The organism is Thalassospira sp. HJ, assembly GCF_000948415.1.
Taxonomy (GTDB): domain Bacteria; phylum Pseudomonadota; class Alphaproteobacteria; order Rhodospirillales; family Thalassospiraceae; genus Thalassospira.
In genome coordinates, this window is record NZ_JYII01000006.1 from 315,053 (window position 1) to 340,436 (window position 25,384).

Consider the following 25,384-nt stretch of genomic DNA (forward strand, 5'->3'; position numbering starts at 1 on the left):
ATTGAAACTGCCCAAGAGGGTTTTGGGCAGTTCACCCGACCACCTTGAACGGGAGTCAAGCATGAGCCAGGGGAGCATGGCACAGGCAGCATCGCCTTCAGTTGCTGTCGATTATAATATGGACGTTGTGCGCTGGGCCGCACTTGCGACCGTATTTTGGGGAGTAGTCGGATTTTTGGTGGGTGATGTCATTGCATGGCAGCTCGCTTTTCCGGTTCTCAATTTTGATACCGAGTTTCTGAACTTCGGACGTCTGCGTCCGCTGCACACCTCGGCTGTGATCTTTGCCTTCGGCGGTAACGCGCTGCTGGCAACGTCATTCTATGTGGTACAGCGCACTTGCCGTGCACCGCTTTATGGCGGTCGGGCACTTCCGGCGTTCGTGTTCTGGGGTTACCAGCTGTTCATCGTCATGGCCGCAATCGGCTATGTGACCGGCACCACGCAGGGTCGCGAATATGCCGAACCGGAATGGTTCGTCGATATCTGGCTGACCATTGTCTGGGTTGGTTATCTGGCGATGTTCGTCGGCACCCTGCTCAAACGTAAAGAGCCGCACATCTACGTTGCGAACTGGTTCTATCTGGCCTTTATCGTAACCATTGCGATGCTCCATCTGGGCAACAACCTGGCCATTCCGGTCTCGTTCATGGGCGCGAAATCCTATTCGATGTTCTCTGGCGTGCAGGATGCTCTGACCCAGTGGTGGTACGGCCACAACGCTGTGGGCTTCTTCCTGACGGCTGGCTTCCTCGGCATGATGTACTACTTCATTCCGAAACGTGCCGAACGTCCGGTTTATTCCTATCGCCTGTCGATCATTCACTTCTGGGCGCTGATCTTCCTGTATATCTGGGCTGGTCCGCACCACCTGCACTACACCGCACTTCCTGACTGGGCACAGACCCTTGGCATGACCTTCTCGATCATGCTGTGGATGCCGTCGTGGGGCGGGATGATCAACGGCCTGATGACGCTTTCGGGCGCTTGGGACAAACTGCGCACTGACCCGGTTCTGCGCTTCATGGTTGCTGCTGTCGGTTTCTACGGCATGTCGACCTTCGAAGGCCCGGTCATGTCGATCAAGGCCGTCAACGGCCTGTCGCACTATACCGACTGGACCATTGGTCACGTGCATTCCGGTGCGCTTGGCTGGGTTGCCTTCGTATCGTTCGGTGCGATCTACTTCCTGATCCCGGTCCTTTGGAACCGTGAACGCCTGTATTCGATGCGCCTCGTTGCTCATCACTTCTGGCTCGGCACCATCGGGATCGTTCTTTACATCACCTCGATGTGGGTTTCGGGGATCATGCAGGGCCTGATGTGGCGCGCCTATGACGAGCTTGGCTTCCTGCAGTATTCCTTCATCGAAACTGTCGAGGCAATGCATCCCTACTACATCATTCGTGCAACTGGTGGCCTGCTGTTCTTGCTGGGTTCGCTGCTGATGGTCTGGAACGTCTACAAGACCATCAAGGGTGACCTCCGTAACGAAGCACCGATCGGCACACCTGCAACCGTTGCAGCCGAATAAGGGGGGAAACAGAGATGCTTCTTAAAAAACACCATATCGTAGAGAAGAACGTCTTCTTTCTGATCCTTGGTATCTTCATGACCATCATCATTGGCGGTATCGTTGAAATCGTACCATTGTTCACGATGGAACAGACCATTGAGAAAGTAGAAGGTGTCCGTCCTTATTCGCCGCTCGAACAGGCCGGTCGTAACATCTATATCCGCGAAGGTTGCTATAACTGCCATTCCCAGCAGATTCGTCCGTTCCGTGACGAAGTCGAACGTTATGGCCATTACAGCCTTGCAGCAGAATCGATGTATGACCATCCGTTCCAGTGGGGTTCAAAACGTACCGGTCCGGATCTGGCCCGTGTTGGTGGCAAATACTCCAACGCATGGCACGTTGCCCATATGATTGACCCGCGCGCTGTTGTGCCGGAATCGATCATGCCGGGCTATCCGTTCCTGGCGGAACGCAAACTGAATTTCGATGACGCTCAGGCACATCTCGAGACCCTCAAACTGGTAGGTGTTCCCTACACGGACGAGATGATCGAGGCGGCCAAGGCAGACCTTTACCTGCAGGCCAGCGAGGATGCGGCCTATGACGATGATTTCCTCGCACGCTACCCGAATGCGGCAACAGGTGATTTTGACGGCAACCCGGCAGAGCTGACCGAAATGGATGCGCTTGTCGCATACCTGCAGGTCCTTGGTCGGATGGTCGACTTCACCACCTACAACCCGCAGATGAACCTGCGCTAACGCTAGGGGATCGTCATGGAATTCTTTACGCAACTCGCTGACTTTTTCCGCCCTCTGTGGGGTTTGTGGCTGATGCTGCTGTTCGGCGCGATTATTGCCTGGGTCATGTGGCCGAGCAAAAAGCGCAACCAGGACATGGAAGCACATGCGCAGATCCCCTTCCGGGATCAGGATTGAGGGGAGAACAGAGCAATGTCGACTAAAGTCGAGAAAGATCAGGTATCCGGAACAGATACCACCGGTCACGAATGGGATGGCATCAAGGAACTCAACACTCCGCTGCCTTCCTGGTGGGTCTATGTCTTCTGGATCACCGTCATCTGGTCTGTTGGTTACTGGGTGGTTTACCCGTCCTGGCCGACTGCCAATGATTATCTCAAGGGTATGTTTGCGACCACCAACCGTACCCAGCTGCACGAAACCATGGCCAATGTTGCGGCCGAACGTGCACCTTACATGGAACGTCTGGCAGCCCTGGATGTCTCGGAAATCACCAATGACAGTGAACTTCTGAACTTCTCAATGGCTGGCGGCAAGGCGGTCTTCGCCGACAACTGCGCGCCGTGCCATGGCACCGGTGGTTCGGGTAACCCCGGCTTCCCGTCGCTTCAGGACGATGCGTGGCTTTGGGGCGGTACGCTTGAGGCGATCAACGAAACACTGCATGTCGGTGTACGTTGGGATGCCAACGAAGATACCCGCTTCAACGACATGCCGGCTTTTGGTCGTGACGAACTGCTTGAACGTGACCAGATCGAAGATGTGGTTCAGTACGTTCTGGCCTTCACCGATCGTGCAACCGACACCGCTGCTGCGGATCGCGGTGCGGTCGTCTTTGAAGAAAACTGTGCATCTTGCCACGGTGAAGATGCCAAAGGAATTCAGGATCTCGGCGCACCGAACCTGACCGATGCCATCTGGCTCTATGGTGGTTCGAAAGAAACCATCACCGAAACGGTCATGAATTCCCGCCGCGGCGTCATGCCGGCATGGGGTGGCCGTCTGGACGAAGAAACCATCAAAATGCTGACGGTTTATGTCCACTCACTTGGTGGCGGCCAGTAAGCCAACATTTCCGAAAAAGGCCAGTGATCACAGATCACTGGCCTTTTTCTTTTTCAGCCCGTTTTTCCGGGCCTTCTGATCTTGCGGTTTGTCCGACACATTTCATAAGAATATGCGCGATTAAATTGACATGTGTCATGGTGTCTATGCCGGGCCTCTCGTATTTTCTGCCTGAGATTTGAATAATTAGAGTTTGCCCTGCAAAGCTGCCAGAAACCCAACTTCTCCTGACAGCCTAACCTTCAAAGCGACTGGCGGGTCCGTCCCGCACAGAGAGCAGTCGCAAGGTTCAGAGCAACAACCAGGTAGCGAAAATGGCCATGTCCAATTTGCAGCATTCTGAAGTCCCCCCGCAGGCTAATCCGGACCTTTCGCACGAGGCGGAAGAAGACGAAATCCCGCTTTATAAGAAGCGCGACAAAGTCTATCCGAAACGCGTATCCGGACGGTTCAGAAACCTTAAATGGTTTGCGCTGATCGCCCTTCTAGGCATCTATTGGGTCGTGCCCTGGCTGCGCTGGGACCGTGGGGCAAGCGCCCCGGATCAGGCTGTTCTGATCGATATGGACCTTGGCCGCGCCTATTTCTTCTTCATCGAAATCTGGCCGCAGGAAGTCTATTACATCACCGGCATCCTGATCATGGCGGCTGTCGGGCTGTTCCTAGCGACCTCGCTGTTTGGACGTATCTGGTGTGGCTATGCTTGCCCGCAGACGGTCTGGACCGACCTGTTCATGCTGGTCGAACGCTACATTCAGGGTGACCGTAACGCCCGTGTCCGCCTTGACAAGTCGAAATGGACGTTGGAAAAAATCTGGAAAATCAGTGCAACGCACCTGGCCTGGATTGCGATCTCGATGGCAACCGGCGGTGCCTTTGTTCTGTATTTCCACGACGCCCCAACGGTGATAGTCGATATCTTCACCGCCAATGCGTCATACGGCACCTATGTCACGATCGCATTCCTGACCGGTTCGACCTACCTTCTGGCGGGTTGGGCCCGCGAACAGGTTTGCACCTATATGTGCCCGTGGCCGCGCTTCCAGTCTGCCATGCTTGATGACGAAAGCATGATCGTCACCTATGAAAGCTGGCGTGGTGAAACGCGTGGTCCGCTCAAACGTAAAAATCTGGTGCGTGGCGAAGTACCTGAAACAGGTCACTGCATCGATTGCCATGCCTGTGTGAACGTCTGCCCGACCGGCATTGATATCCGCGATGGCCTGCAGCTGGAATGCATCGGATGTGGTCTGTGCATTGATGCCTGTAACGATATGATGGACAAGGTCGGCTTCCCGCGGGATCTGGTGCGCTTTGACTCGGTCCAGAACACCCAGCTTCGCTCCCAAGGCAAGGCAACCCGCGTGCGTATCATTCGCCCGCGTACCATCTTCTATTCGGTGCTGCTGGTGATCATTGCATCGGTCATGATGTTTGGCCTGGCCAACCGTTCAGTCCTTGAACTCAATGTCCTGCGCGACCGTAACCCGTTGTTTGTTGCCCTGTCGAACGGGGACGTGCGCAATGGGTACACGCTTAAGGTTCTGAACAAGGAACAAGCTGAAAAAACCTATGTCCTGTCCCTTGAAGGGATCAACGCGACCGATCTTCAGGTCATCGGTCTGACGCCCAATCAGGACGGCACCTATGATCTGGATGTGGCCCCTGACCGGGTCGGCAGCTTCCGTGTCTTTGTGGCCGCTAGCCCCAAGGCACTTGATGGTAAATCGACACCGTTCGAATTCACTGTGACCGATAAGGAAACCGGCAACACCGAAACTTATGATACAGTGTTCGCCGGTCCGGAAAACGACCGCTGATCGCAGAAGCGTTTCAGTACAGGAGACAAGAAATGGCAATGCAGATGACATCACCTTCCACAAATCAGAATGGCCCGCGCAAATCGGACCGCTGGATTCCGTGGTATTTTGTCGGTGGCTTCGCCGTCATGCTGATTGCCAATATCTCGCTGATCACGTTTTCAATGACCAGCTGGAATGGCCTTGTGACCAAGCATGCCTTCGAAGAGGGCAACAATTATAACGCGGCCATTTCTGGTGCCGCCCGCCAAGAAGAACTTGGCTGGCGCAGCAAGCTGAGTGTCGACGGTGTCATTAATCAGAATGGCACCATCACCATCCTGTTCCGTGACAAGGACTCCAAGCCGATCACGGGTGCCAAGATGTCTGTCATGATGTCGCGTGCCGATCGTGATGATCTGGATGCCACCATCCCGATGGCGGAAATCGCGCCGGGTGAATATCGTGCAAGTGCCTCCTTCCCGGTTTACGGGCGTTGGCAGCTGCGTACCGTCGCCAATGCGATGGGTGATGATTATCAGACCGTCGAGTATGTCGTCGTAAATCCATGAACGCCCCCCTTCAGTCCTGCCGCCATTGCGGCGAGCCGGTGACAGCCATGTCCCCCGCAGCCCCCGACTTTTGTTGTGCCGGGTGTGCGGGTGCTTATGAGCTTCTCGGCGAAATGGGGCTGACATCCTATTACAACCGACGTGCCATCGATCCCAAAGTCCGTGCCCTACGGCCGGACGAAGAAGAAGTCGCCAATTTCGATTTCACCGAACTCGCCAGCACCGATAACGAAGGCCACCATCATCTCAACCTGATGGTCGATGGCATTCATTGTGCGGCCTGTGTCTGGCTGATCGAAACCCTGCTGCAGCGAAACAGTGCGGTCTTGCAGGCGCGTGTCAATATGACGACCCGTCGCCTACGCCTGAGCTGGCAGGGTGAAGTTGCCGATATCGAAGACATCATTCGCCCGGTCATGCAGATGGGCTATCGCCTGATCCCGTTTGATCCGGCCGCCCTTGAACAGGCCACGACATCGCGCAACAAGGAATTGCTGCGTTGTCTGGCGGTTGCAGGCTTTGCCGCCGGTAACGTCATGTTGCTGTCTGTTTCGGTCTGGGCCGGGTATTTTCAGGGCATGGGCGGGGCAACCCGCGATCTGTTTCACTGGATTTCGGCCCTGATCGCCCTTCCGGCTGCGGCCTATGCCGGATTGCCGTTTTATCGCTCGGCAATTGGGGCTATTCGCAATCGCCGAGTCAATATGGATGTGCCGATCAGTCTGGGGGTCATTCTGGCGCTTGGTATGAGCTTGGCACAAACCATTCGCGGCGAACCACATGCCTATTTCGACAGTGCGATTACCCTTCTCTTCTTCCTTCTGATCGGGCGTTACCTAGATGGGCGCGCACGTGGTCAGGCCCGCTCGGCGGCCGAACATCTTCTGTCGCTGAATGCACGCTCGATCACGGTGATTGAGCCTGATGGCACTCGGCGTCTGATCGCGCCGCAAAAGGCGACACCGGGCATGATCGTTCTGGCCGCAGCCGGCGAACGCATCGGCATTGATGGCACGGTCATCGAAGGTCAGTCCGATATCGATACCAGCATCATTACCGGCGAAAGCATTCCCGTCCTGACCCGACCGGGCACCACAGTGTTTGCCGGCACCACCAATATTTCCGCCCCGCTTCGCATCGAAGTCACCGCGACCGGCGGTAATACGTTGCTATCGGAAATTGTCCGCTTGATGGAAAATGCCGAACAGGGCCGCGCGCGTTATGTCGCCATTGCCGATCGTGTGGCAAAGGCCTATGCGCCGGTGGTTCACACCCTGTCGCTGGCGACCTTTATTGGCTGGTGGCTGATTGGCGGCATTGGCTGGCAGGATGCGCTGATGAACGCCATCGCGGTTCTGATCATTACCTGCCCCTGCGCACTAGCACTTGCCGTTCCGGTCGTGCAGGTGATTGCCACCGGGCGTCTTTTGCGGGCCGGGATCCTGGTTAAATCGGCAACTGCCCTTGAACGCCTGACCAAGATCACCGGCATCATTTTTGATAAAACCGGCACACTGACAACAGGCAAACCCGAACTGGTCGCTCAGCCACCGGAAGACAAGCTGATGCTAGCCGCTAGCATGGCAGCCAACAGTAACCATCCGCTATCGCGGGCACTGGTGCGTGCGGCTGGCAACGTCACCCCCCAGGTCAATGTCAGCGAACAGGCCGGTCTTGGCCTGATGATGCAGGGCCCGGCGGGTCCGGTCCGCCTTGGCAGCCGGACGTTTTGTGACATTGCCGAAAACGCCGATGTGCCGTCCGATATTACCGGTCCGGAATTATGGCTGGCCGAGCCGGGCGTGGCCCCAACCCGCTTCGTCTTCCGCGATACCATGCGCAGCGACGCGCCCGATGTCATCGAGACGCTTCGCAAGCGCGGCTTTGACATGACCCTGCTTTCGGGCGACCGCGAAAGCACGGTGCGCCAGCTTGCGCAAACGCTGGGCATTCCAAACTGGCAGGCCCGCATGTCCCCGACCGACAAGGCCAACCACATTCAGACCCGATCAGACGATGGCAAGCATGACCTGATGGTTGGTGATGGCATCAATGATGCCCCGGCCCTTGCCGCGGCCCACGCCTCGATGTCGCCAGCCACCGCCGCCGAAATTTCGCAAAATGCCGCTGACATCGTTTTTCAGGGTGACCGGCTTGGTGCCGTGATCGAGGCGATTGATGTTGCCCGCAAGGCCGATCGACTGGTGCGTCAGAATTTCGCCCTGTCATTCGCCTATAACGTGATCACCATTCCACTGGCGGTATCAGGGTTTGTCACCCCACTTTTCGCTGCAATTGCAATGTCATCTTCTTCACTCATCGTGATCGCCAATGCCTTGCGTTTACACGTAAAATCGGGCAAGCCTGAAGGTGTCGACATCAAACCGGCAACCGAATTGTCGCAGCAGGCAGGAACTTGATGCCATGAGCAACCTTCTTCTCCTGATCCCGATTGCATTGTTTCTTGGGCTTCTGGGCCTTGGAGCATTCTTGTGGTCGTTGCGTTCAGGGCAGTTTGACGATATGGAAGGTGCGGCAAATCGCATTCTGTTTGATGACGATGATGTCAAACCGTCAGGCAATTCGAAAAAGTTCCATCAGGACGAGAGTTAGAATTGCTTGAAACAGGCCTATCTCATCAGATAGATTTGTCTGTATTCCGTTTACCGGGTCACCAGCATCGGAGTCTGCGATGGCAGTCCGCCCCCAAATCTGCGAAGCCTGTTCTATCAAGGATTTAACTTTCTGCTCGGCGCTGCATGGCGACGAACATGATCAGTTACGTCAATTGCTGACCCATGCTCATTACGACTCGCACAGCACGATTTTCCACGAAGCCGAAGAAGCCGATTACGTCTTCAACGTTACGGCAGGCTCGGTAAAGTTGTATAAACTGCTTGGTGATGGTCGTCGACAGATTACCGGCTTCCTGTTTGCAGGTGACTTCCTCGGCCTCGCGCTGAACTCGAACTACAGCTATTCCGCCGAGGCGATCGAACCGGTCACCGCGTGTCGCTTCCCGCGTCAGAAACTTGAAAAGCTGTTCGACAAGTTCCCGCATCTTGAAAAACGCATGCTGGGCATGGCGGTCGATGAACTGGCAGCAGCCCAGGACCAGATGCTTCTGCTTGGCCGCAAGACCGCCAAGGAAAAGGTCGCATCCTTCCTTCTGATGCTGGCCCGCCGTCAGGAACATCGCGGAGAAAGCACGGAAACCATCAACGTCCCCATGAGCCGGTCTGATATTGCCGATTACCTTGGCCTGACGATTGAGACCGTGTCACGCACGCTGACCCAGCTGCGCAAGGAATCGACCATTTCGCTCAAGGATAACCGCCATATCGAGGCGGTCGGTCTGGACATGCTTGAAGATCTTGCCGAAGGTCTGTGAGTTTGCCGTGCCTGTAAACGGCCAATAGCTTTTCCTGGCGCAGAATCGTCGAACCAATTGCCTGAACGCGCCAGAAGTGCCGGTTATTGGCCGAATTGCCTATTTCGCGATTGCAAAAAAAGTTTCCCGATTGCGGCTGTGATATTGTACACATGACCGCACGCCTGACAAAGATCGGGCAGCGAAATCCGGTTAAACCGGGGGAGAAACGTCATGAGTGCCACCAGCAAGAAAATGGGTCGGACCTCCGTCCCAGAACTTCGCGCCCGCAAGGGCAAAGATCCGATTGTCTGCCTGACGGCCTATACCGCGCCCATGGCGCAACGCCTTGATGAACATTGCGACCTGCTTCTGGTCGGCGATTCACTGGGCATGGTTGTCTATGGCATGGAAAGCACGCTTGCCGTGACCGTCGATATGATGGTCAACCATGGCAAGGCCGTGATGCGCGGATCCAAGAATGCCTGCGTTGTTGTTGATCTGCCCTTTGGCAGCTATCAGGAATCCAAGGAACAGGCGTTCCGCACGGCATCCCACATTCTGGCTGAAACCGGCTGCGCTGCCGTCAAGCTTGAAGGCGGCGCCGAACTTGCCGAAACCATCGAATTTCTGACCATGCGCGGTGTGCCGGTCATGGCCCATATCGGCCTGATGCCCCAACAGGTCAACACCATGGGTGGTTTCAAAAGCCAGGGCCGTGACGAAGAAACTGCGATGAAGGCCCTTGCTGATGCCAAGGCCGTTGCCAAGGCCGGAGCATTCTCGGTCGTGATCGAAGGGACGGTCGAACCGGTCGCCCGTCAGATCACCGAAACCATCGACATTCCGACCATCGGCATTGGTGCCTCGGTCGCCTGTGATGGTCAGGTTCTGGTTACCGAAGACATCCTTGGCATGTTCTCGGACTTCACGCCGAAATTCGTCAAGCGCTACGCCAATCTTGGCGATGCCGTTTCCGAAGCGGTCGGCCAATATGCCGATGAAGTCCGCACCCGCCAGTTCCCGGCGGATGAACATTGCTTTGGTGTGGCGAAAAAAGGTAACTTGCGCGCGGTCTGATTAAGACCGCCGCGATTTTCTGCAATCTTCGGTACGACGATAACGATGTCCCTTACGACTGTTCACACTGTCGCTGATTTGCGCGCGACTGTTGCCGACTGGCGCGCGCAAGGTCTGCGTGTCGCCCTGGTCCCGACCATGGGCGCGCTTCATGATGGCCATGTCAGCCTGACCCATCTTGCCCGTGAACATGCCGACCGGGTAATCGTATCGATCTTCGTCAATCCGACCCAGTTTGCACCCAACGAGGATTTCGGGGCTTATCCGCGCACCCTGCCTGCCGATCAGAAGCTGCTTGATGCCGCTGGTATCGAGCTGTGCTTCGCCCCCTCGGTCGAGGAAATGTATCCTGACGGCTTTGCCACCAAGGTCTGCGTTGATGGTGCGATGACCAATGTGCTGTGCGGGGCTGCCCGCCCCGGTCACTTTGATGGCGTGGCACAGGTCGTAACCAAACTGCTGCTGCAGGCCCTGCCAGATTGCGCAATCTTCGGGCAAAAAGACTATCAGCAACTGATGGTCATCCGTCGTTTCAGTGCGGATCTGAATATCCCGGTCGAGATTATCGGGGCAAAAATCCTGCGCGAAGCGGATGGTCTGGCCATGTCATCGCGCAACCGCTACCTGACGGCTGAAGAACGTGCGGTTGCCCCGACGCTAAATGCGGTACTCGCCGAAATCACCGCCAAGGCCGCCAAGGGTACCGAACTCGGCCCGCTTCTGGCCAAGGGGCGCGAAGATATCCTCAAGGCCGGCTTCGATCCGATTGATTATCTTGAAGTCCGCGATGCCGCAACACTCGAACTGGTCAGCGACACGGTCCAAAAAACGGCCCGAATCTTCGTCGCCGCCCGGCTTGGCAAGGCACGTTTAATCGACAATCACGCGATTGAGCCTGCGTAACTTTTGGCATGACGGCAAGCATGACCGGGGGTTAAACACCCGGGCACAGTGGCGGAATCGCCAATTGCACGGCAAAGTCGATAAAAAGCGCAGAATAACGCGCTTTTGCGCCCGATTGCGCTTGACTCCCACCCCCTGATCCAATAAACCCTCCCCACCAAAGGTCGCCCAAGAGGTGACTCCCCCAGTCCTCGAGTTTCGAGCACTGGGTTTTAGTTTTTTGTGCGCACACGGTGGAAACACCAGCAACACAGACGGGATTTGGAATGTTTGAAGGACTAAGCGATCGCCTTGGCGGGGTTCTCGATAAGCTGCGCAAACGTGGCGCGCTGAAAGAATCCGACGTCAAGGAAGCCATGCGCGAAGTACGCGTCGCCCTGCTTGAGGCGGACGTGGCACTTCCGGTCGTGAAAACCTTTATCTCCAACGCCACCGAACGTGCAGTTGGTCAGGACGTTCTGCGCTCGGTCACCCCGGGCCAGATGGTTGTCAAGATCGTCCATGACGAACTGAAAAACATGCTGGGCGAAGGCGAGGAAATCAATCTCGCGTCTACCCCGCCGGTGCCGATCCTGATGGTCGGTCTGCAGGGCTCTGGTAAAACCACCAGTTCTGCGAAAATCGCGCTCAACCTGACCAAGAAGCGCAACAAGAAAGTCCTTCTGGCATCGCTCGATATCTATCGTCCGGCCGCCCAGCAGCAGCTGAAGGTTCTGGCTGACGATAACGGCCTTGGCGTTCTGCCGATCATCATGGGCGAAAAGCCGGTGTCGATTGCAAAGCGCGCCATGGATACCGGCCGCAAGGAAGGCTATGACGCGGTCATCCTCGATACCGCCGGTCGCCTGCATATCGACATGGAACTGATGAGCGAAGTCGCCCAGGTCCGTGATGCGGTCAACCCGGTCGAGACGCTGCTGGTCACCGATGCGATGACCGGTCAGGACTCGGTGAACGTTGCCAAGGAATTTGCCGAAAAGGTCGGTATCACCGGTATCGTTCTGACCCGTGTTGACGGTGATGCCCGTGGTGGTGCCGCCCTTTCGATGCGTCAGATCACCGGCTGCCCGATCAAGATGATCGGTATCGGCGAAAAAATCGACGAGATGGAAGCCTTCCATCCCGATCGTATCGCCAACCGTATTCTTGGCATGGGCGACGTTGTCAGCCTGGTTGAAAAGGCTGCCGAAAACATCAAGGCCGAAGACGCCGAGAAAATGGCCAAGAAGCTGCGTAAAGGTCAGTTTGACCTAAACGACCTTCTGGCACAGCTCAAACAGCTTCAGAAAATGGGTGATCTTTCCGGCATCATGGGGATGCTGCCGGGCATGGGCGCGCTGAAAAAACAGATGTCGCAGACCAAGCTTGATCCCAAACTGCTGACCCATCAGGAAGCGATCATCCTGTCAATGACGCCGAAAGAACGTGAAAACCCGGCCCTGATCAAGGCATCGCGAAAAAAACGTATTGCTGCGGGCTGTGGTCTGACGGTTCAGGATGTGAACAAGCTTCTGAAGCAGTACCAGACCATGTCCACCATGATCAAAAAGATGGGCAAAATGGGCAAGAAGGGTCTGTTTGGCGGCATGCCGAAAATGGACCCGGCAATGCTTGAGGGCGGCGAAATGCCGGACTTGGGCAACCTGCCAAAAGGATTGACCGGTGGCGGGGGCGGATTGCCGCCCGGGTTGCCGGGATTGGGAGGCGGCGGTGGCCTGCCTCCGGGATTCCCGGGGTTCGGCAAAAAGAAATAGCCAAGCCCCCGGTTCTAAAATGAGTTCTTCCAGAATTCCTCTTACGAACCAAACCCGGCCCTTAAAGCCGGATCAAAGACCAAGTGAATAGGCCCCTCGGGGTCATGATTTAGAAGACTACAAACCCAAGCTGAAAGGAACTTATCCGAATGGCTGTCAAGATTCGTCTTTCCCGTGGCGGTGCCAAAAAGCGTCCGTACTACCGTATCGTAGTTGCTGACGTTCGTGCCCCGCGTGACGGCAGCTTCATCGAGCGCGTCGGTACCTACGACCCGATGCTCCCGAAGGATGCTGACAACCGCGTTACCTTCAAAGAAGAGCGCATCAAATACTGGCTGTCCGTTGGCGCACAGCCGACCGATCGTGTTGCACGTTTCCTGGGCAAAGCTGGCCTGGCTGACGCGTTCAAACCGACCGAACAGCCGCAGAAGTCCGCTCCGAAAGCGAAAGCTCAGGAACGTCTTCGTGAGAAAGCTGAGAAAGCCGAAGCTGCTGCTGCCGCTGCTGCGGAAGCCGCTGCCGAAGCAGCAGCACCTGCTGAAGAAGAAGCTGCAGGCGAGTAATCGCTGAACGCACGCTTTGATCAGATACCAAAAACTTGTGAACCGAAATGGCTGAAACCCGCAAATCCAAAAACGACGAAGCTTATGTCTGCGTCGGCATGATCACCGCCCCGCACGGGGTGCGTGGTGCCGTGCGCGTCAAAAGCTATACCGTCGATCCGGATAACCTTGTCGGTTACGGCCCGTTGTTCGACGCCAAGGGACGCGTGAAATACAAGCTGTCTCCTGTCGGACATGTCCGCGACCAGCTGATCGCCAAGATCGAAGGCGTGGACGACCGGGACGCTGCCGAACGGCTGCGGGGCACCAAGCTGCATGTACCGCGTGCTGCACTGCCTGACACGGTTGAAGAAGATGAATTCTACCTTGCCGACCTTGTCGGTCTGAAAGCGTTCCACATTGATGGTTCGATTTTCGGCACCGTTCGGGGTGTGGCTGATTTTGGCGCTGGCGACGTAATCGAAGTCGCGCTCGAAGAAGCCAAAAACAAGGTGGTTGTTCTTCCCTTCACCAAGGAAGTCGTGCCCGAGGTCATTCTTTCGGAACGCAAGATGGTGGTAAATCCGCCCGAGGGGCTACTGCAGGATGAGGACGGACCCGGTAATCGTAACCGTCGTCCGAACAAATCCCGCAAGGACTCTCAGGCCGACCGCGATTCTGAGGCCGTTACTGCAGATGCAGTAGGCGCGGAAACCGCGACCGGCAGCGGGAAGGAGGCCTGATCGATGTCTGTGTGGCAGGCAAAAGTTGCAACCCTGTTCCCGGAAATGTTCCCGGGCGTTCTTGGTCAGTCTCTGGCTGGCAAGGCGCTTGAGAACGGGATCTGGTCGCTTGATGTCAAAGACATCCGCGATCATGCAACCGACCGCCACCGCACTGTAGACGACAATCCCTTCGGGGGCGGGGCCGGTATGGTCATGCGCCCGGATATTGTCGACGCCGCTCTGCGTGAATTGCGTGCGGAAGCACCGCAGTTACCGCTGATTTATCTCAGCCCGCGGGGAAAAGTGCTGAACCAGAAACGCTGCCGTGAATTGGCAGCAGGCCCGGGTGCCATCCTGCTTTGCGGTCGTTACGAAGGTATCGACCAAAGGGTTCTGGATGAACACGAGGCCGAGGAAATCAGCATCGGTGATTACATCCTCATGGGCGGCGAACTGCCGGCCATGGTCCTGATTGAATCGTGCATTCGCCTCATCGAGGGAACGGTCAACAAGACCGAGTCCGTCGACGAGGAAAGCTTTGAAACCGGGTTGCTTGAATATCCGCATTACACGCGCCCGGCCAATTGGAACGGGCGTGACGTGCCGGAGATATTGCTTTCCGGACATCATGCCAAGGTACAAGCCTGGCGGCATGCTCAGGCAGAAGAAATTACCCGCGCGCGACGCCCGGACCTTTGGGACCGGTACGTAGCAAACGGGAACATCAAAGAGGGTTAAACCATGACCAACATCATCCAGCAGCTCGAGAAAGAGCAGCTCGACAAAATCGCTGAAAAGCGCGAAGTTCCGGAATTCGATGCAGGTGATACCGTTCGTGTGCACCTGAAAGTCGTTGAAGGTACCCGTGAGCGTATCCAGCAGTTCGAAGGCGTTTGCATTGCGCGTAAGAACCGCGGCCTCAACTCTTCCTTCACCGTGCGTAAAATCGCATCGGGCGAAGGCGTTGAGCGTATCTTCCAGTCCTACTCCCCGGCCATCGACAAAATCGAAGTCGTTCGCCGCGGTGACGTACGTCGCGCGAAACTCTACTACCTGCGTGGTCGTACCGGTAAATCTGCACGTATCGCCGAGCAGACCACCGGCCACAAAGGCAAGCTGACCGCAGCAGAACGCGCGAAGAAGTAATTCGCACGTTCCGCAACGTCGGACGAAAAAGACGGGCTCACCTTCGGGTGGGCCCGTTTTCGTTTACCGTCCACCGATCACCTGCCAGCCTGCATCACGGCACGGCCGGGGGATCAAAACCCTATAAATGCACGTTAAAATTGCATTATAGCGAATCGTTCGATTCACCGCTGTTGCAGGCAGTTCCGCAGAAACCCGATGATAAATTCATCAGGTTCCGTTATATCAGATATCCCTTACCTATATCGCAAAAGCCTGATTTGGCTACTTTGGGATGCTGCAAAATACCGAACTCAATTTCAGGGTGTATTTCCACCAAAAACACGCGCCCCGCACCTTGCGATTTGGAAGGCGGCGTGTATAAAGGCACTCCCGCGGCAAAAACGATCAAACCCGCGTGGTTCTGAATAATAAAATTACGCAAACTGGATAAAGCCGGTTGCGTCGGAGAAACGACAAGTCCCGCCCGCCAATCCCGGCAGGTATTGCACCGATCTTCGAGACATTCGGAACCGCACCTGACGGATTGAGAGTTGCTGCTCAAAAGATCGATGTTTTATGAGGAGGTCGAGATGGGTCAGCCTAAAACCCTTTTTGACAAGATTTGGGAAAGCCATGTGGTCGACACGCAGGATGATGGTACCTGCCTGCTTTATATTGACCGTCATCTCGTCCACGAAGTAACCAGCCCGCAGGCCTTCGAAGGTCTGCGCAATTCGGGCCGCAAAGTGCGCCATCCGGAATTGACGCTGGCGGTACCGGACCACAACGTTCCGACCTCTGACCGTTCCGAAGGCATCAAGGAAGAAGACAGCCGCATTCAGGTTGAAACCCTTGACCAGAACGCCAAGGATACCGGCATTCATTATTTCCCGATGAACGATCTCCGTCAGGGCATCGTGCACATCGTTGGCCCCGAAGAAGGCTTCACCCTTCCGGGCGTGACCATGGTTTGTGGTGACAGCCACACCTCGACCCACGGCGCATTTGGCGCACTGGCGTTCGGTATCGGCACCTCGGAAGTTGAACACGTTCTGGCCACCCAGACACTGGTTCAGAAACCGGCCAAGAACATGCTGGTCAAGGTCGAAGGCGATCTGCATCCGGGCGTGACCGCCAAGGACATCACCCTTGCGATCATCGGTCGCATCGGGACTGCTGGTGGTACCGGCTATGTCATCGAATATGCTGGCTCGGCCATTCGTTCGCTGTCGGTTGAAGGCCGCATGACGGTTTGCAACATGTCGATCGAAGGCGGCGCACGCGCCGGCCTGATCGCACCGGACGAAAAGACCTTTGAATATATCAAGGGCCGCCCGATGGCACCGAAGGGTGCCGCGTACGAGCAGGCAGTTGAATACTGGAAGACCCTGCCGTCTGACGAAGGCGCACATTACGACAAGATCATCGAAATCGATGCCGCCGACATCGTCCCGCAGGTCACCTGGGGCACCAGCCCGGAAGACGTCGTTCCGGTCACCGGCACCGTTCCCTACCCGACCGATGCCAAGGATGCCGGCAAGCAGAAGGCCATTGCCCGTTCGCTGGAATATATGGGGCTGACCGCAGGCACCCCGATCGAGGAAATCAAGATCGACCGCGTCTTTATCGGTTCTTGCACCAACGGTCGTATCGAAGACCTGCGTGCTGTTGCCGAAGTCGCCAAGGGCCGCAAGGTTTCCGAAACTGTCAATGCCATGATCGTTCCGGGCTCAGGCCTTGTGAAGGAACAGGCCGAAGCAGAAGGCCTCGACAAGATCTTCATCGAAGCAGGCTTTGACTGGCGTGAGCCGGGCTGCTCGATGTGTCTGGCGATGAACCCGGACCGTCTGGCCCCGGGTGAGCGTTGCGCTTCGACCTCGAACCGTAACTTCGAAGGCCGTCAGGGCCGTGGTGGTCGTACCCACCTCGTCAGTCCGGCCATGGCAGCTGCGGCTGCGATCACCGGTCATCTGACCGACATTCGCAAACTCGGTTAAGGAAGGTTCCCATGGCCGAACAGACACTCATCAATTTCCGCGAAAGCGCGCCTCGTCTGGGTCGCGCGCCGGTGCTTGAGCATCTCCTGCCGCAACTGACCGGTATCAACCTGCCGGACTTCGTTGCACAGGAACTCGACGCGACCGAAGAATTGATCGAAGCACTGGGTCTGGCCTGGGAAACTGGAAGCAAGGGATAAGACAATGGAAAAATTCACCAAGCTCACCGGTGTTGCAGCACCGCTGCCGATGATCAATGTCGATACCGACATGATCATTCCCAAACAGTTCCTCAAAACCATCAAACGTTCGGGCCTTGGCAAGAACCTGTTTGATGAAATGCGTTACGACGACAACGGCAACGAAATCCCGGATTTCGTTCTGAACAAGCCGGCTTATCGCAATGCCCAGATCCTTGTATCGGGTGATAACTTCGGCTGTGGTTCTTCGCGTGAACACGCACCGTGGTCGCTGCTTGATTTCGGTATTCGCTGCGTGATCGCACCGAGCTTTGCCGACATTTTCTATAACAACTGCTTCAAGAACGGCATCCTGCCGATCCGCTTGCCGCAGGAAGATGTCGACAAGCTGATGTCCGATGCCGAACGCGGTGCCAACGCCACCGTCACGATCGATCTTGAAAATCAGGAAATCACCGGTCCGGATGGCGGCTGCATCAAGTTTGAAGTCGAAGAATTCCGCAAGCATTGCCTGCTGAACGGCCTCGACGATATCGGCCTGACCCTGCAGAAGGGCGATGCCATTAATGATTTCGAAGCCAAGCGCGCTGCCTCGCAGCCCTGGCTTTCGCTGTAATTGCAAAACGGGCGGCAAACATCGGTTTGTCGCCCGTTTTCTGATCGTTACGGGGTGAGCGACCCCACGAATATGGGAAGGAAGCATTTATGAGCACCACCAAAAAAGTACTGATGCTGCCGGGCGACGGAATTGGCCCGGAAGTCATGCGTCAGGTTCAGCGCGTCATGGACTGGATGGCGAAAAAGCGCAGCGTGAATTTCGAAATCACCGAAGGTCTGATCGGCGGCGCATCCATCGATGCGCACAACAACCCGCTGACCGACGAAACGCTGGCTGATGCCATGGCGGCTGACGCGGTTCTGCTTGGTGCTGTTGGTGGTCCGAAATGGGACGACATGCCGTTCGACATCAAACCGGAACGCGGTCTTCTTAAAATCCGTAAGGAAATGGGCCTGTTCGCCAACCTGCGTCCGGCACTTGTGTTTGACGCGCTTGTTGGTGCATCGACCCTGAAAGAAGACGTGGTCAAGGGTCTGGATATCATGATCCTGCGTGAACTGACCGGGGGCATCTATTTCGGTCAGCCGCGCGGCATCGAAGAACGCGACGGTGTCCGTCACGGCTTCAACACCCTTGTTTATTCCGAGCCGGAAGTCGAACGCATCGCACGCGTTGCCTTTGACATGGCAATGAAACGCGACAAGCGCCTGTGCTCTGTCGATAAGGCCAACGTTCTGGAATCCACCGTTCTGTGGCGTGAAGTTGTCGAACGTGTTGCCAAGGACTTCCCGGAAGTCGAACTGAGTCACATGTATGTCGATAACGCGTCCATGCAGCTCGTGCGTAACCCGAAACAGTTTGACGTGATGGTCACCACCAACATGTTTGGCGACATTCTGTCTGACTGTGCCGCCATGCTTACCGGATCGCTTGGAATGCTGCCGTCCGCTTCCCTTGGTGCGGCTGATGAAAACGGTGCACGCAAAGCACTTTATGAGCCGGTACACGGTTCGGCTCCGGACATCGCGGGTCAGGACATCGCCAACCCGTTGGCAACCATTCTGTCGTTCGCGATGATGCTGCGCTACTCGTTCGACATGGGCGATGATGCCACCCTGATCGAAGATGCGGTTCAGAACGTCCTTAAGGGCGGGCTTCGTACCGGCGATATCATGCAGCCGGGCATGGCCAAGGTCTCGACCACCGTCATGGGCGAGTCGCTGATCAACGAACTCGACAAGCTCGTCTGATCGTTCTTTACGATCCCGAATATGAAAAGGCCGGATTTCGATCCGGCCTTTTTACGTTACAGCGTGATTTCGCGGGCGGCCGTTAGAACCGCTGAAAACAATGCCAGCTTGTCCGGGTTTCGATGGACAAACAAATCAACAATCTGCCCGTCGCGTTCGGTCGCGCTGATCGCGGTCGTCACAACCCCGTCTTCGACCATCAGAAGCCAACATGCATCAGCAAGGGTGATGGCAAACACCCGCTCGTCCGGGCTACGCTTGCCCCAGACACCGATAAAGAACCGCGAAACATGATCCGGTCCAAACAGTGGATTGGCCGTCGCCAATGCCTTGCCGCCACCATCGGAATGCAGGATCACATCCGGGGCCAGCAGATCCAGTAGCCGACCGACATCACTGGTCCCAATTGCCGTAACAAAAGCATCCAACCGGTCGCGATCGCACGCCGTCCCATCCGGTTCGGGCGTCGCATCGCGGTCACTTACGCGCTGCATCTTGCGTCGCGCGCGAAACAGGATCTGACGGGTATTGTTCGGCGTGCGTTCGATCAGGGGTGCGATGTCATCATGCATCCACTCGAAAACCTCATGCAGCACAAGTGCCACCCGCTCGATCGGGGCGAGGCGCTCGAGCATCAACATATAAGCCTGACCAAGGCCATCGCGCTCGATCAGTTCGGCTTCGGCTTTGGGTTGTTCGGGCGGCAACCACGGTTCAGGCAACCAGTGACCGACATAGTTCTCCCGCTGGCGGCGAGCGGATTTCAACACATCAAGGCAGATATTGCTGCACACCCGCACAAGCCACCCTGTGGCATCTTGAATCGTGTCCTGATCCTGATTGCGCCAGCGCAGCCAGACATCCTGAACCGCGTCTTCGGCATCGGCATGACTGCCCAGCATGCGATAGGCAAGGGCTGTAAGCCGTCCGCGATGTTGTTCAAAAATACGATCTGCCAAGGATGTCCCACCAAACGCGTGAAGCGATACGGGCAAATCCCGTATCGCTGTGTGTGTCTGATTGTAGGGGCTTTTGCCACCCCCGTCAGGAAGCTTGCGAAGATTATGCAAATTCATGCTGCGCAATGCCCAACCGGTTCCAAGCATTCATCGTGGCAATGATGCAGGTCAGCTCGGAAATCTCGGCTTCTTCGAAATGATCAAGAAGCATGCGATGGCACTTCGAAATCGTGACCTGGCATTCTGCCCGGGTCAGGCATTCGGCCCAGACCAGTGCCGCACGCTCGGCCGCACTGAACCCGTCCGCACTTTGCCAAACCGGCAGCATTGTCAGTTTAATGGGATCGCCCCCATGTTTAGCAAAACTGTCTGAATGCATGCGAAGACAATATGCACAGCCATTGATCTGCGACACCCGGCATTCAATAAGGTCACGCAATACAGGCTCAATCAGCGGCGCGGCGCCAAGCGCTGTGGCAACAGCCAACTGGGCCTGAAACAGTTTTGGGGTGATTTCGTGAAAGGCAAAGCGGGTCATGACAATTCTCCTTGGTGGCACGAGGAATAGCGGGGAAATTCACCCCTCTGCCAACAAGGACGAAATACGGGCGGCCCGCGTTACACGACCCGCCCGCAAAATTCGAAATTTATAAAATCAGGGGTCTTTTAAGCTCAGACCATGCCCGCATCTTCAAGCGCGCGGACGACATTGTCATGCATCACCCATGTCCAGTCCTCGCCATCGCTTTGCGTACCATCGGCAAGGGTAAAGATCGCCGCCAGATAATCACTGACATCGCTCTCACACTTCGGCAGACCAGCCGCCGACGCGATCTTGGCGGCAAGGCGACCGTATTTCTTGTTGCCGATCCGGCAGCCGAAATGCCCGACCGTTTCGGCCAGTTTCAAACCGGTAATCTTGCGGCCCGGGGCATTGGCATGCGCGCGCAGCATATCGCGTTCGCAGCTCGACATTTCAATTTCAGCCAAGGCACGAACATAGTCCTCCGGCCGGCCGATATGCGGGGCGAGATTGGTGTTATCTTGTGTCTGATGGTCGGCGTCATCCCAGGTGATCACTTTCAGCATGTCGTTTCCTCCCGACAAAATGACCGGCCTATCGCTTTTGATCGTCGCTTTTCACATCTGTCGTGCCGGTCCATCACGCGATGTGACTTGGTTTGAAGGCACGCTTTCGACTGCTTTGGTTTGATTTTGATTTGCAGCCATACTGCGGTTTTCACCGCAGCAATTTCGAGCACCGCATTATTTGATATGGGAAGCGGTACGCGTAAAACAAACAGGGCGGGAAACCATCGTTCCCCACCCTGTATCCTCAGGCATATTCAAAGCCCGGCTTGGTAAAGACAAACTGGCCAACCCGCATGCCGCCGCCGCCCTCGGCGTCGTCAAAGGCATTGATGCAACCCGCCAGATAGAATTCCCACATGCGTTTGAATTCATCGTCATATTTTTCCGGGTCCAGATCATCTGCCACCGCGCGGAAACGATCCCGCCAGGCAATCAGCGTCCGGGCATAGTTCCGCCCGGGATGGAAATGCGATGCTTCCACCGTCAGGTTGGCATGCTCGGCCGCCTCGACCACTTCATGCACCGCCGGGATATAGCCGCCCGGGAAAATGTATTTGTCGATCCAGGGGGATGTGAATTCTGCGCGCGGCTTGATGATCGTGTGGATCACGGCACGCCCACCGGCCTTAAGAAGCTCGCCCACCTTTTCGAAATAGGTTTTGAACTGATGGCGACCGACATGCTCGAACATACCGACCGAGACAACCCGGTCATATTTCCCGGCATTGGCATCGGCAAACAGGCGATAATCCAGCAGGTGATAATCAAGCCCCGCCTTCATGTTCGCCCCCATCTCGGCACGTTTTTCCTGCGCCCAGTTGAATTGCTCGGTCGAAAGCGTGATGCCATGCACCTCCGCCCCGGTTTCCCGGTGGATAAAGCGGCTTAACCCGCCCCAGCCACAACCGATATCAACCACGCGCAAGCCCGGTTCATTGATCTTGAGCCGCTGGGTCGTCAGGCTCATTTTACGGTGCTGGGCTTCTTCAAGGGTGTGCGCCCCGTCATCCCAAAAGGCACATGAATATTGCATCTCCGGATCAAGGAACCGGGTGTAAAGATCATTGCCGATATCATAGTGATGACGCACACGATGCGACGCCGCCCGGACAGATGTAAATTGCCCGATCTGGAATTTCAGCGCCTGCAGCTTTTCAATAAAGCTGCCAAACCCGCTGGTCGAATGGCCGCCTTCGAAATTAAGACGCAAGACCCTGATCAGGTCCTCCATCTCGCATTTCACAAGGTTGAAGCCACCATGCATGAAGGCCTCGCCAAAGCCAGGATCCGGGCTCAGTGCCATTTTAAGTGTGTTGGTCCAGTCCGGGACGGTCATCCCCGCCCTTGGGTCTGTCCCGTCCCCCAGCACGATTTCGTGCTTGTCATCCACGCGAAAAACCAAAGTTCCGCGTGTGACATGTTCCCGAAAGAAATCGAGAACCTTTTTCTGTGTCCAATCCAAAGTCATCGGGTACGTCATTGGCCGTCCTTTTTATAAAAAGTCCGATTAGTGATCGCCCCATATGCAGCACTGCTGCATATCTGCATCTAACCTTTGATCAGGAACGTTTTGGCTGGTCGTCCGGAAAAGTCGTCAGGTGGTGGCACTGGTGGCGCCAACGCCCGCCAGGCAGAAAGTCAGAAATCAACCTGGCAAATGCAAAACGATTCTGATTTCAGGTTCCATGCAAGAACCCCTGTAATAATTCTGCCAGATTTTTCAACAATCTCAAGTAGTAATCATTATCGCCTTTCCAACGACACGCTTGCGCAATCGCCCAGAAACCCTTACATGTCGCCCCAGATTATCAGACATTATTCACAGACACGCAGGCGCATCGCCGCGGCCTGACAGACTGAAAAGAGGCACCTTGATGGGCTATAAAATCGCCGTTGTCGGCGCGACCGGAAATGTCGGGCGCGAGATGCTCAACACCCTTGCCGAACGCAAATTCCCGGCAGACGAAATCTTTGCACTGGCCTCGTCGAAATCAATCGGCCGCACGGTTTCCTATGGCGAAGATGACGACCTGTCGGTGTCGGATGCCGCGACCTTTGATTTTTCCAAGGCCGACATTGCGCTGTTTTCCGCTGGTGGCGAAACCGCCAAGAAACTCGCCCCGAAGGCAGCCGCCGCTGGCTGTGTCGTGATCGACAATTCCAGCTACTGGCGCATGGAGCCGGGCGTGCCGCTGGTCGTGCCCGAAGTAAACCCCGAAGCGCTTTCGGGTTACGGCAAGAAAAACATCATCGCCAACCCGAACTGCTCGACCATCCAGATGGTGCTGGCCCTTAAGCCGCTTCATGACATGGCCGAAATCAAGCGCATTGTCGTATCAACCTATCAGTCGGTATCGGGTGCTGGTCGTGCTGCCATGGACGAGCTGTTTAACCAGACGCGCGGCATCTATGTGAACGACCCGCCCAAGAAAGAAGAATTCACCAAGCAGATCGCCTTTAACGTCATCCCGCATATCGACAGCTTCATGGATGATGGCGCGACCCGCGAAGAATGGAAAATGACGGTCGAAACCCGCAAGATCCTGGCGCCGGAAATCGCCGTCCACGCGACCTGCGTCCGCGTTCCGGTCTTTGTCGGCCACGGCGAAGCGGTCAATATCGAGTTCGAAAAACCGATCACGGTTGAAGACGCCCGCAAGGCAATGAAAGATTTTCCGGGTGTCTCGGTCGTCGACTACCGTCAGGACGAAGGCTACGTCACCCCGCAGGAAGTCCAGGGAGAAGACAATGTCTTTGTCTCTCGCGTGCGCAAGGACCCGACGGTTGAAAACGGCCTGTCGCTGTGGTGCGTTGGCGACAACCTGCGCAAGGGTGCTGCACTCAACGCCGTGCAGATCGCCGAAAAACTCATCGCCGATTTCCTGCCGAAGAAATAAGCGATCATTTGATCCCTTCATCGATTTGAAACCAGAACCCGCCCATCATTGGGCGGGTTTTGTCGTTCCGTATCCCGGCAAGATGCTGGTCAGACGCAGCAAAAGGCGCTAGGGAAAAAGAACACGACATTTCAAAAGCAAAAAACATCCGGCGTCCTTGCGACGGTGGATCAAAAAAATCTGGGGAATCGGATGGTCAAACGCACGCGTAAGGAAGCGGCCCGCCTGGATGAAGCAGCCCGTGCTGGCTGGCTTTATTATAGTGCTGGCAATACGCAGGATGAAATCGCCCACAAGCTTGGCGTATCGCGCCCGACGGCACAGCGCCTGGTATCAGCCGCGGTCAGCGAAGGGCTGGTAAAGGTTCGCCTCGATCACCCGATTGCCCATTGCATGGAACTTGGCAAGGCGATCTGCGAAACATACGGCATCGCCAGTTGCGATGTGGTGCCCACCGATCCTGCCGCCCCCGATGCAATGTTTGGTATGGCCCAAGCCGCCGCCAACTATCTGGAGCGCGCACTGCATTCCACCGACCCGCAAATCATCGCACTCGGTACGGGGCGTGCCATGCGCGCCATGGTCGATGAGATCGGGCGTATTGATGCCCACCATCACAAGATCGTCTCGCTGGTTGGCACCATCGCCCATGACGGGGCGGCCAGTTTTTATGACGCCGTCACCGACCTCGCCGACCGCACACGCGCGCCGCACTATCCGCTGCCGATCCCGGTCATCATTGCTGATCCGCAAATGCGCGAACGCATGCAAAACCAGCCGCCGATGGACAATATCCTCAAACTTGCGCGTGAGGCTGATATCCGCTTTATCGGCGTCGGGCATCTCGGCGATGACGCGCCGCTGCACATTGATGGCTTTATATCAAAAGACGAACTCGTCTCGCTGCGTGACAGTGGCGGCATTGGCGAGGTGATCAGTTGGTCCTTTGATCAGGATGGCAATATCCTTGATCATCCGGTCAACCACTGTGTTACCAGCGCGCCTGCGCTGCAGCCCGCGACCAACACCATTGCGGTCGCCAAGGGGGCAAAAAAGGTCGCAGCGATTCGCGGCGCCATGCGCGGTAAACTGATTTCAACTCTCATCACCGATGAAGCCACCGCCGAAAGTTTGCTGCGCTAGCACGTGGCGAATTTGCACATGGTTCGAATACCTTTACGCCCCGACAGCCCCGCTGCCGGGGCGTTTCTT

At 56.2% G+C, this 25,384-nt stretch carries 26 protein-coding genes; 22 read left to right on the forward strand and 4 right to left on the reverse strand.

The window, feature by feature from the left end; translation table 11 throughout:
- Positions 1-76 precede the first annotated feature (76 nt).
- The 20 genes from ccoN (at position 77) to leuB (ending at position 19,224) form a co-directional block, all read left to right on the forward strand.
- A complete protein-coding gene (ccoN, locus tag UF64_RS03400) occupies positions 77-1,534 on the forward strand; it encodes a cytochrome-c oxidase, cbb3-type subunit I (RefSeq protein ID WP_044827328.1) in 1,458 nt (485 codons plus the stop codon).
- 14 nt (positions 1,535-1,548) lie between these two features.
- Positions 1,549-2,280, forward strand: coding sequence for a cytochrome-c oxidase, cbb3-type subunit II (gene ccoO, locus UF64_RS03405; RefSeq protein WP_044827190.1), 732 nt, complete (start codon positions 1,549-1,551; stop codon positions 2,278-2,280).
- 15 nt (positions 2,281-2,295) lie between these two features.
- Positions 2,296-2,457, forward strand: coding sequence for a cbb3-type cytochrome c oxidase subunit 3 (locus tag UF64_RS19855; protein WP_082049488.1), 162 nt, complete (start codon positions 2,296-2,298; stop codon positions 2,455-2,457).
- Between the two features lie 15 nt (positions 2,458-2,472).
- Positions 2,473-3,345, forward strand: a complete 873-nt coding sequence (gene ccoP / locus UF64_RS03410; RefSeq protein WP_044827191.1) for a cytochrome-c oxidase, cbb3-type subunit III — start codon at positions 2,473-2,475, stop codon at positions 3,343-3,345.
- Positions 3,346-3,665: 320 nt separating this feature from the next.
- Positions 3,666-5,165: a cytochrome c oxidase accessory protein CcoG gene (gene ccoG, locus UF64_RS03415; RefSeq protein WP_235284949.1), complete on the forward strand. Its 1,500-nt coding sequence runs from the start codon at positions 3,666-3,668 to the stop codon at positions 5,163-5,165.
- Positions 5,166-5,197: 32 nt separating this feature from the next.
- On the forward strand, positions 5,198-5,716 hold the full coding sequence (locus UF64_RS03420; RefSeq protein WP_044827193.1) for a FixH family protein: 519 nt from the start codon (positions 5,198-5,200) through the stop codon (positions 5,714-5,716).
- Positions 5,713-8,136, forward strand: a complete 2,424-nt coding sequence (locus UF64_RS03425; protein WP_044827194.1) for a heavy metal translocating P-type ATPase metal-binding domain-containing protein — start codon at positions 5,713-5,715, stop codon at positions 8,134-8,136. Before UF64_RS03420 ends, UF64_RS03425 begins: the two co-directional genes overlap by 4 nt.
- 4 nt (positions 8,137-8,140) lie before the next feature.
- Positions 8,141-8,329: a cbb3-type cytochrome oxidase assembly protein CcoS gene (gene ccoS / locus UF64_RS03430; RefSeq protein WP_044827195.1), complete on the forward strand. Its 189-nt coding sequence runs from the start codon at positions 8,141-8,143 to the stop codon at positions 8,327-8,329.
- 79 nt (positions 8,330-8,408) lie between these two features.
- A complete protein-coding gene (locus UF64_RS03435) occupies positions 8,409-9,107 on the forward strand; it encodes a cyclic nucleotide-binding domain-containing protein (RefSeq protein ID WP_044827196.1) in 699 nt (232 codons plus the stop codon).
- A gap of 213 nt (positions 9,108-9,320) precedes the next feature.
- Positions 9,321-10,166: a 3-methyl-2-oxobutanoate hydroxymethyltransferase gene (panB, locus tag UF64_RS03440; protein WP_044827197.1), complete on the forward strand. Its 846-nt coding sequence runs from the start codon at positions 9,321-9,323 to the stop codon at positions 10,164-10,166.
- Between the two features lie 45 nt (positions 10,167-10,211).
- Positions 10,212-11,069, forward strand: coding sequence for a pantoate--beta-alanine ligase (gene panC, locus UF64_RS03445; protein WP_044827198.1), 858 nt, complete (start codon positions 10,212-10,214; stop codon positions 11,067-11,069).
- Positions 11,070-11,335: 266 nt separating this feature from the next.
- On the forward strand, positions 11,336-12,823 hold the full coding sequence (gene ffh / locus UF64_RS03450; protein WP_044827199.1) for a signal recognition particle protein: 1,488 nt from the start codon (positions 11,336-11,338) through the stop codon (positions 12,821-12,823).
- A 149-nt stretch (positions 12,824-12,972) separates the two neighbouring features.
- A complete protein-coding gene (gene rpsP / locus UF64_RS03455; RefSeq protein ID WP_008889815.1) occupies positions 12,973-13,386 on the forward strand; it encodes a 30S ribosomal protein S16 in 414 nt (137 codons plus the stop codon).
- A 47-nt stretch (positions 13,387-13,433) separates the two neighbouring features.
- Positions 13,434-14,108, forward strand: a complete 675-nt coding sequence (gene rimM / locus UF64_RS03460; RefSeq protein WP_044827200.1) for a ribosome maturation factor RimM — start codon at positions 13,434-13,436, stop codon at positions 14,106-14,108.
- Positions 14,109-14,111: 3 nt separating this feature from the next.
- Complete coding sequence (gene trmD, locus UF64_RS03465) at positions 14,112-14,828, forward strand: tRNA (guanosine(37)-N1)-methyltransferase TrmD (protein ID WP_044827201.1); 717 nt, start codon at positions 14,112-14,114, stop codon at positions 14,826-14,828.
- A 3-nt stretch (positions 14,829-14,831) separates the two neighbouring features.
- On the forward strand, positions 14,832-15,236 hold the full coding sequence (gene rplS, locus UF64_RS03470) for a 50S ribosomal protein L19 (RefSeq protein ID WP_044827202.1): 405 nt from the start codon (positions 14,832-14,834) through the stop codon (positions 15,234-15,236).
- Positions 15,237-15,808: 572 nt separating this feature from the next.
- Positions 15,809-17,215 carry a 3-isopropylmalate dehydratase large subunit gene (gene leuC / locus UF64_RS03475; RefSeq protein ID WP_044827329.1) on the forward strand — a complete coding sequence of 469 codons (1,407 nt, stop codon included), beginning with the start codon at positions 15,809-15,811 and terminating at the stop codon, positions 17,213-17,215.
- A gap of 11 nt (positions 17,216-17,226) precedes the next feature.
- Positions 17,227-17,415, forward strand: coding sequence for a hypothetical protein (locus tag UF64_RS03480; RefSeq protein ID WP_044827203.1), 189 nt, complete (start codon positions 17,227-17,229; stop codon positions 17,413-17,415).
- A gap of 4 nt (positions 17,416-17,419) precedes the next feature.
- On the forward strand, positions 17,420-18,031 hold the full coding sequence (leuD, locus tag UF64_RS03485; RefSeq protein WP_044827204.1) for a 3-isopropylmalate dehydratase small subunit: 612 nt from the start codon (positions 17,420-17,422) through the stop codon (positions 18,029-18,031).
- Positions 18,032-18,120: 89 nt separating this feature from the next.
- Positions 18,121-19,224 carry a 3-isopropylmalate dehydrogenase gene (leuB, locus tag UF64_RS03490; RefSeq protein ID WP_044827205.1) on the forward strand — a complete coding sequence of 368 codons (1,104 nt, stop codon included), beginning with the start codon at positions 18,121-18,123 and terminating at the stop codon, positions 19,222-19,224.
- A gap of 56 nt (positions 19,225-19,280) precedes the next feature.
- On the opposite strand, the gene sigJ is transcribed toward leuB, so the two are convergent.
- The 4 genes from sigJ to UF64_RS03510 form a co-directional block, all read right to left on the reverse strand.
- Positions 19,281-20,183, reverse strand: coding sequence for an RNA polymerase sigma factor SigJ (gene sigJ, locus UF64_RS03495; RefSeq protein ID WP_044827206.1), 903 nt, complete (start codon positions 20,181-20,183; stop codon positions 19,281-19,283).
- A gap of 103 nt (positions 20,184-20,286) precedes the next feature.
- Positions 20,287-20,721 (reverse strand): carboxymuconolactone decarboxylase family protein, encoded by a 435-nt coding sequence (locus tag UF64_RS03500; protein WP_052657437.1) that lies wholly within the window; start codon positions 20,719-20,721, stop codon positions 20,287-20,289.
- Between the two features lie 134 nt (positions 20,722-20,855).
- The gene (locus tag UF64_RS03505) at positions 20,856-21,272 is read right to left on the reverse strand and encodes a hypothetical protein (RefSeq protein ID WP_044827207.1); all 417 of its coding nucleotides are present in this window, start codon (positions 21,270-21,272) and stop codon (positions 20,856-20,858) included.
- Between the two features lie 247 nt (positions 21,273-21,519).
- On the reverse strand, positions 21,520-22,665 hold the full coding sequence (locus UF64_RS03510; RefSeq protein ID WP_235284950.1) for a cyclopropane-fatty-acyl-phospholipid synthase family protein: 1,146 nt from the start codon (positions 22,663-22,665) through the stop codon (positions 21,520-21,522).
- A 484-nt stretch (positions 22,666-23,149) separates the two neighbouring features.
- Between UF64_RS03510 and UF64_RS03515 the strand changes: the two genes are divergently transcribed.
- Positions 23,150-24,172, forward strand: a complete 1,023-nt coding sequence (locus UF64_RS03515; protein ID WP_044827209.1) for an aspartate-semialdehyde dehydrogenase — start codon at positions 23,150-23,152, stop codon at positions 24,170-24,172.
- 192 nt (positions 24,173-24,364) lie between these two features.
- Positions 24,365-25,315: a sugar-binding transcriptional regulator gene (locus UF64_RS03520; protein WP_044827210.1), complete on the forward strand. Its 951-nt coding sequence runs from the start codon at positions 24,365-24,367 to the stop codon at positions 25,313-25,315.
- Positions 25,316-25,384 lie beyond the last annotated feature (69 nt).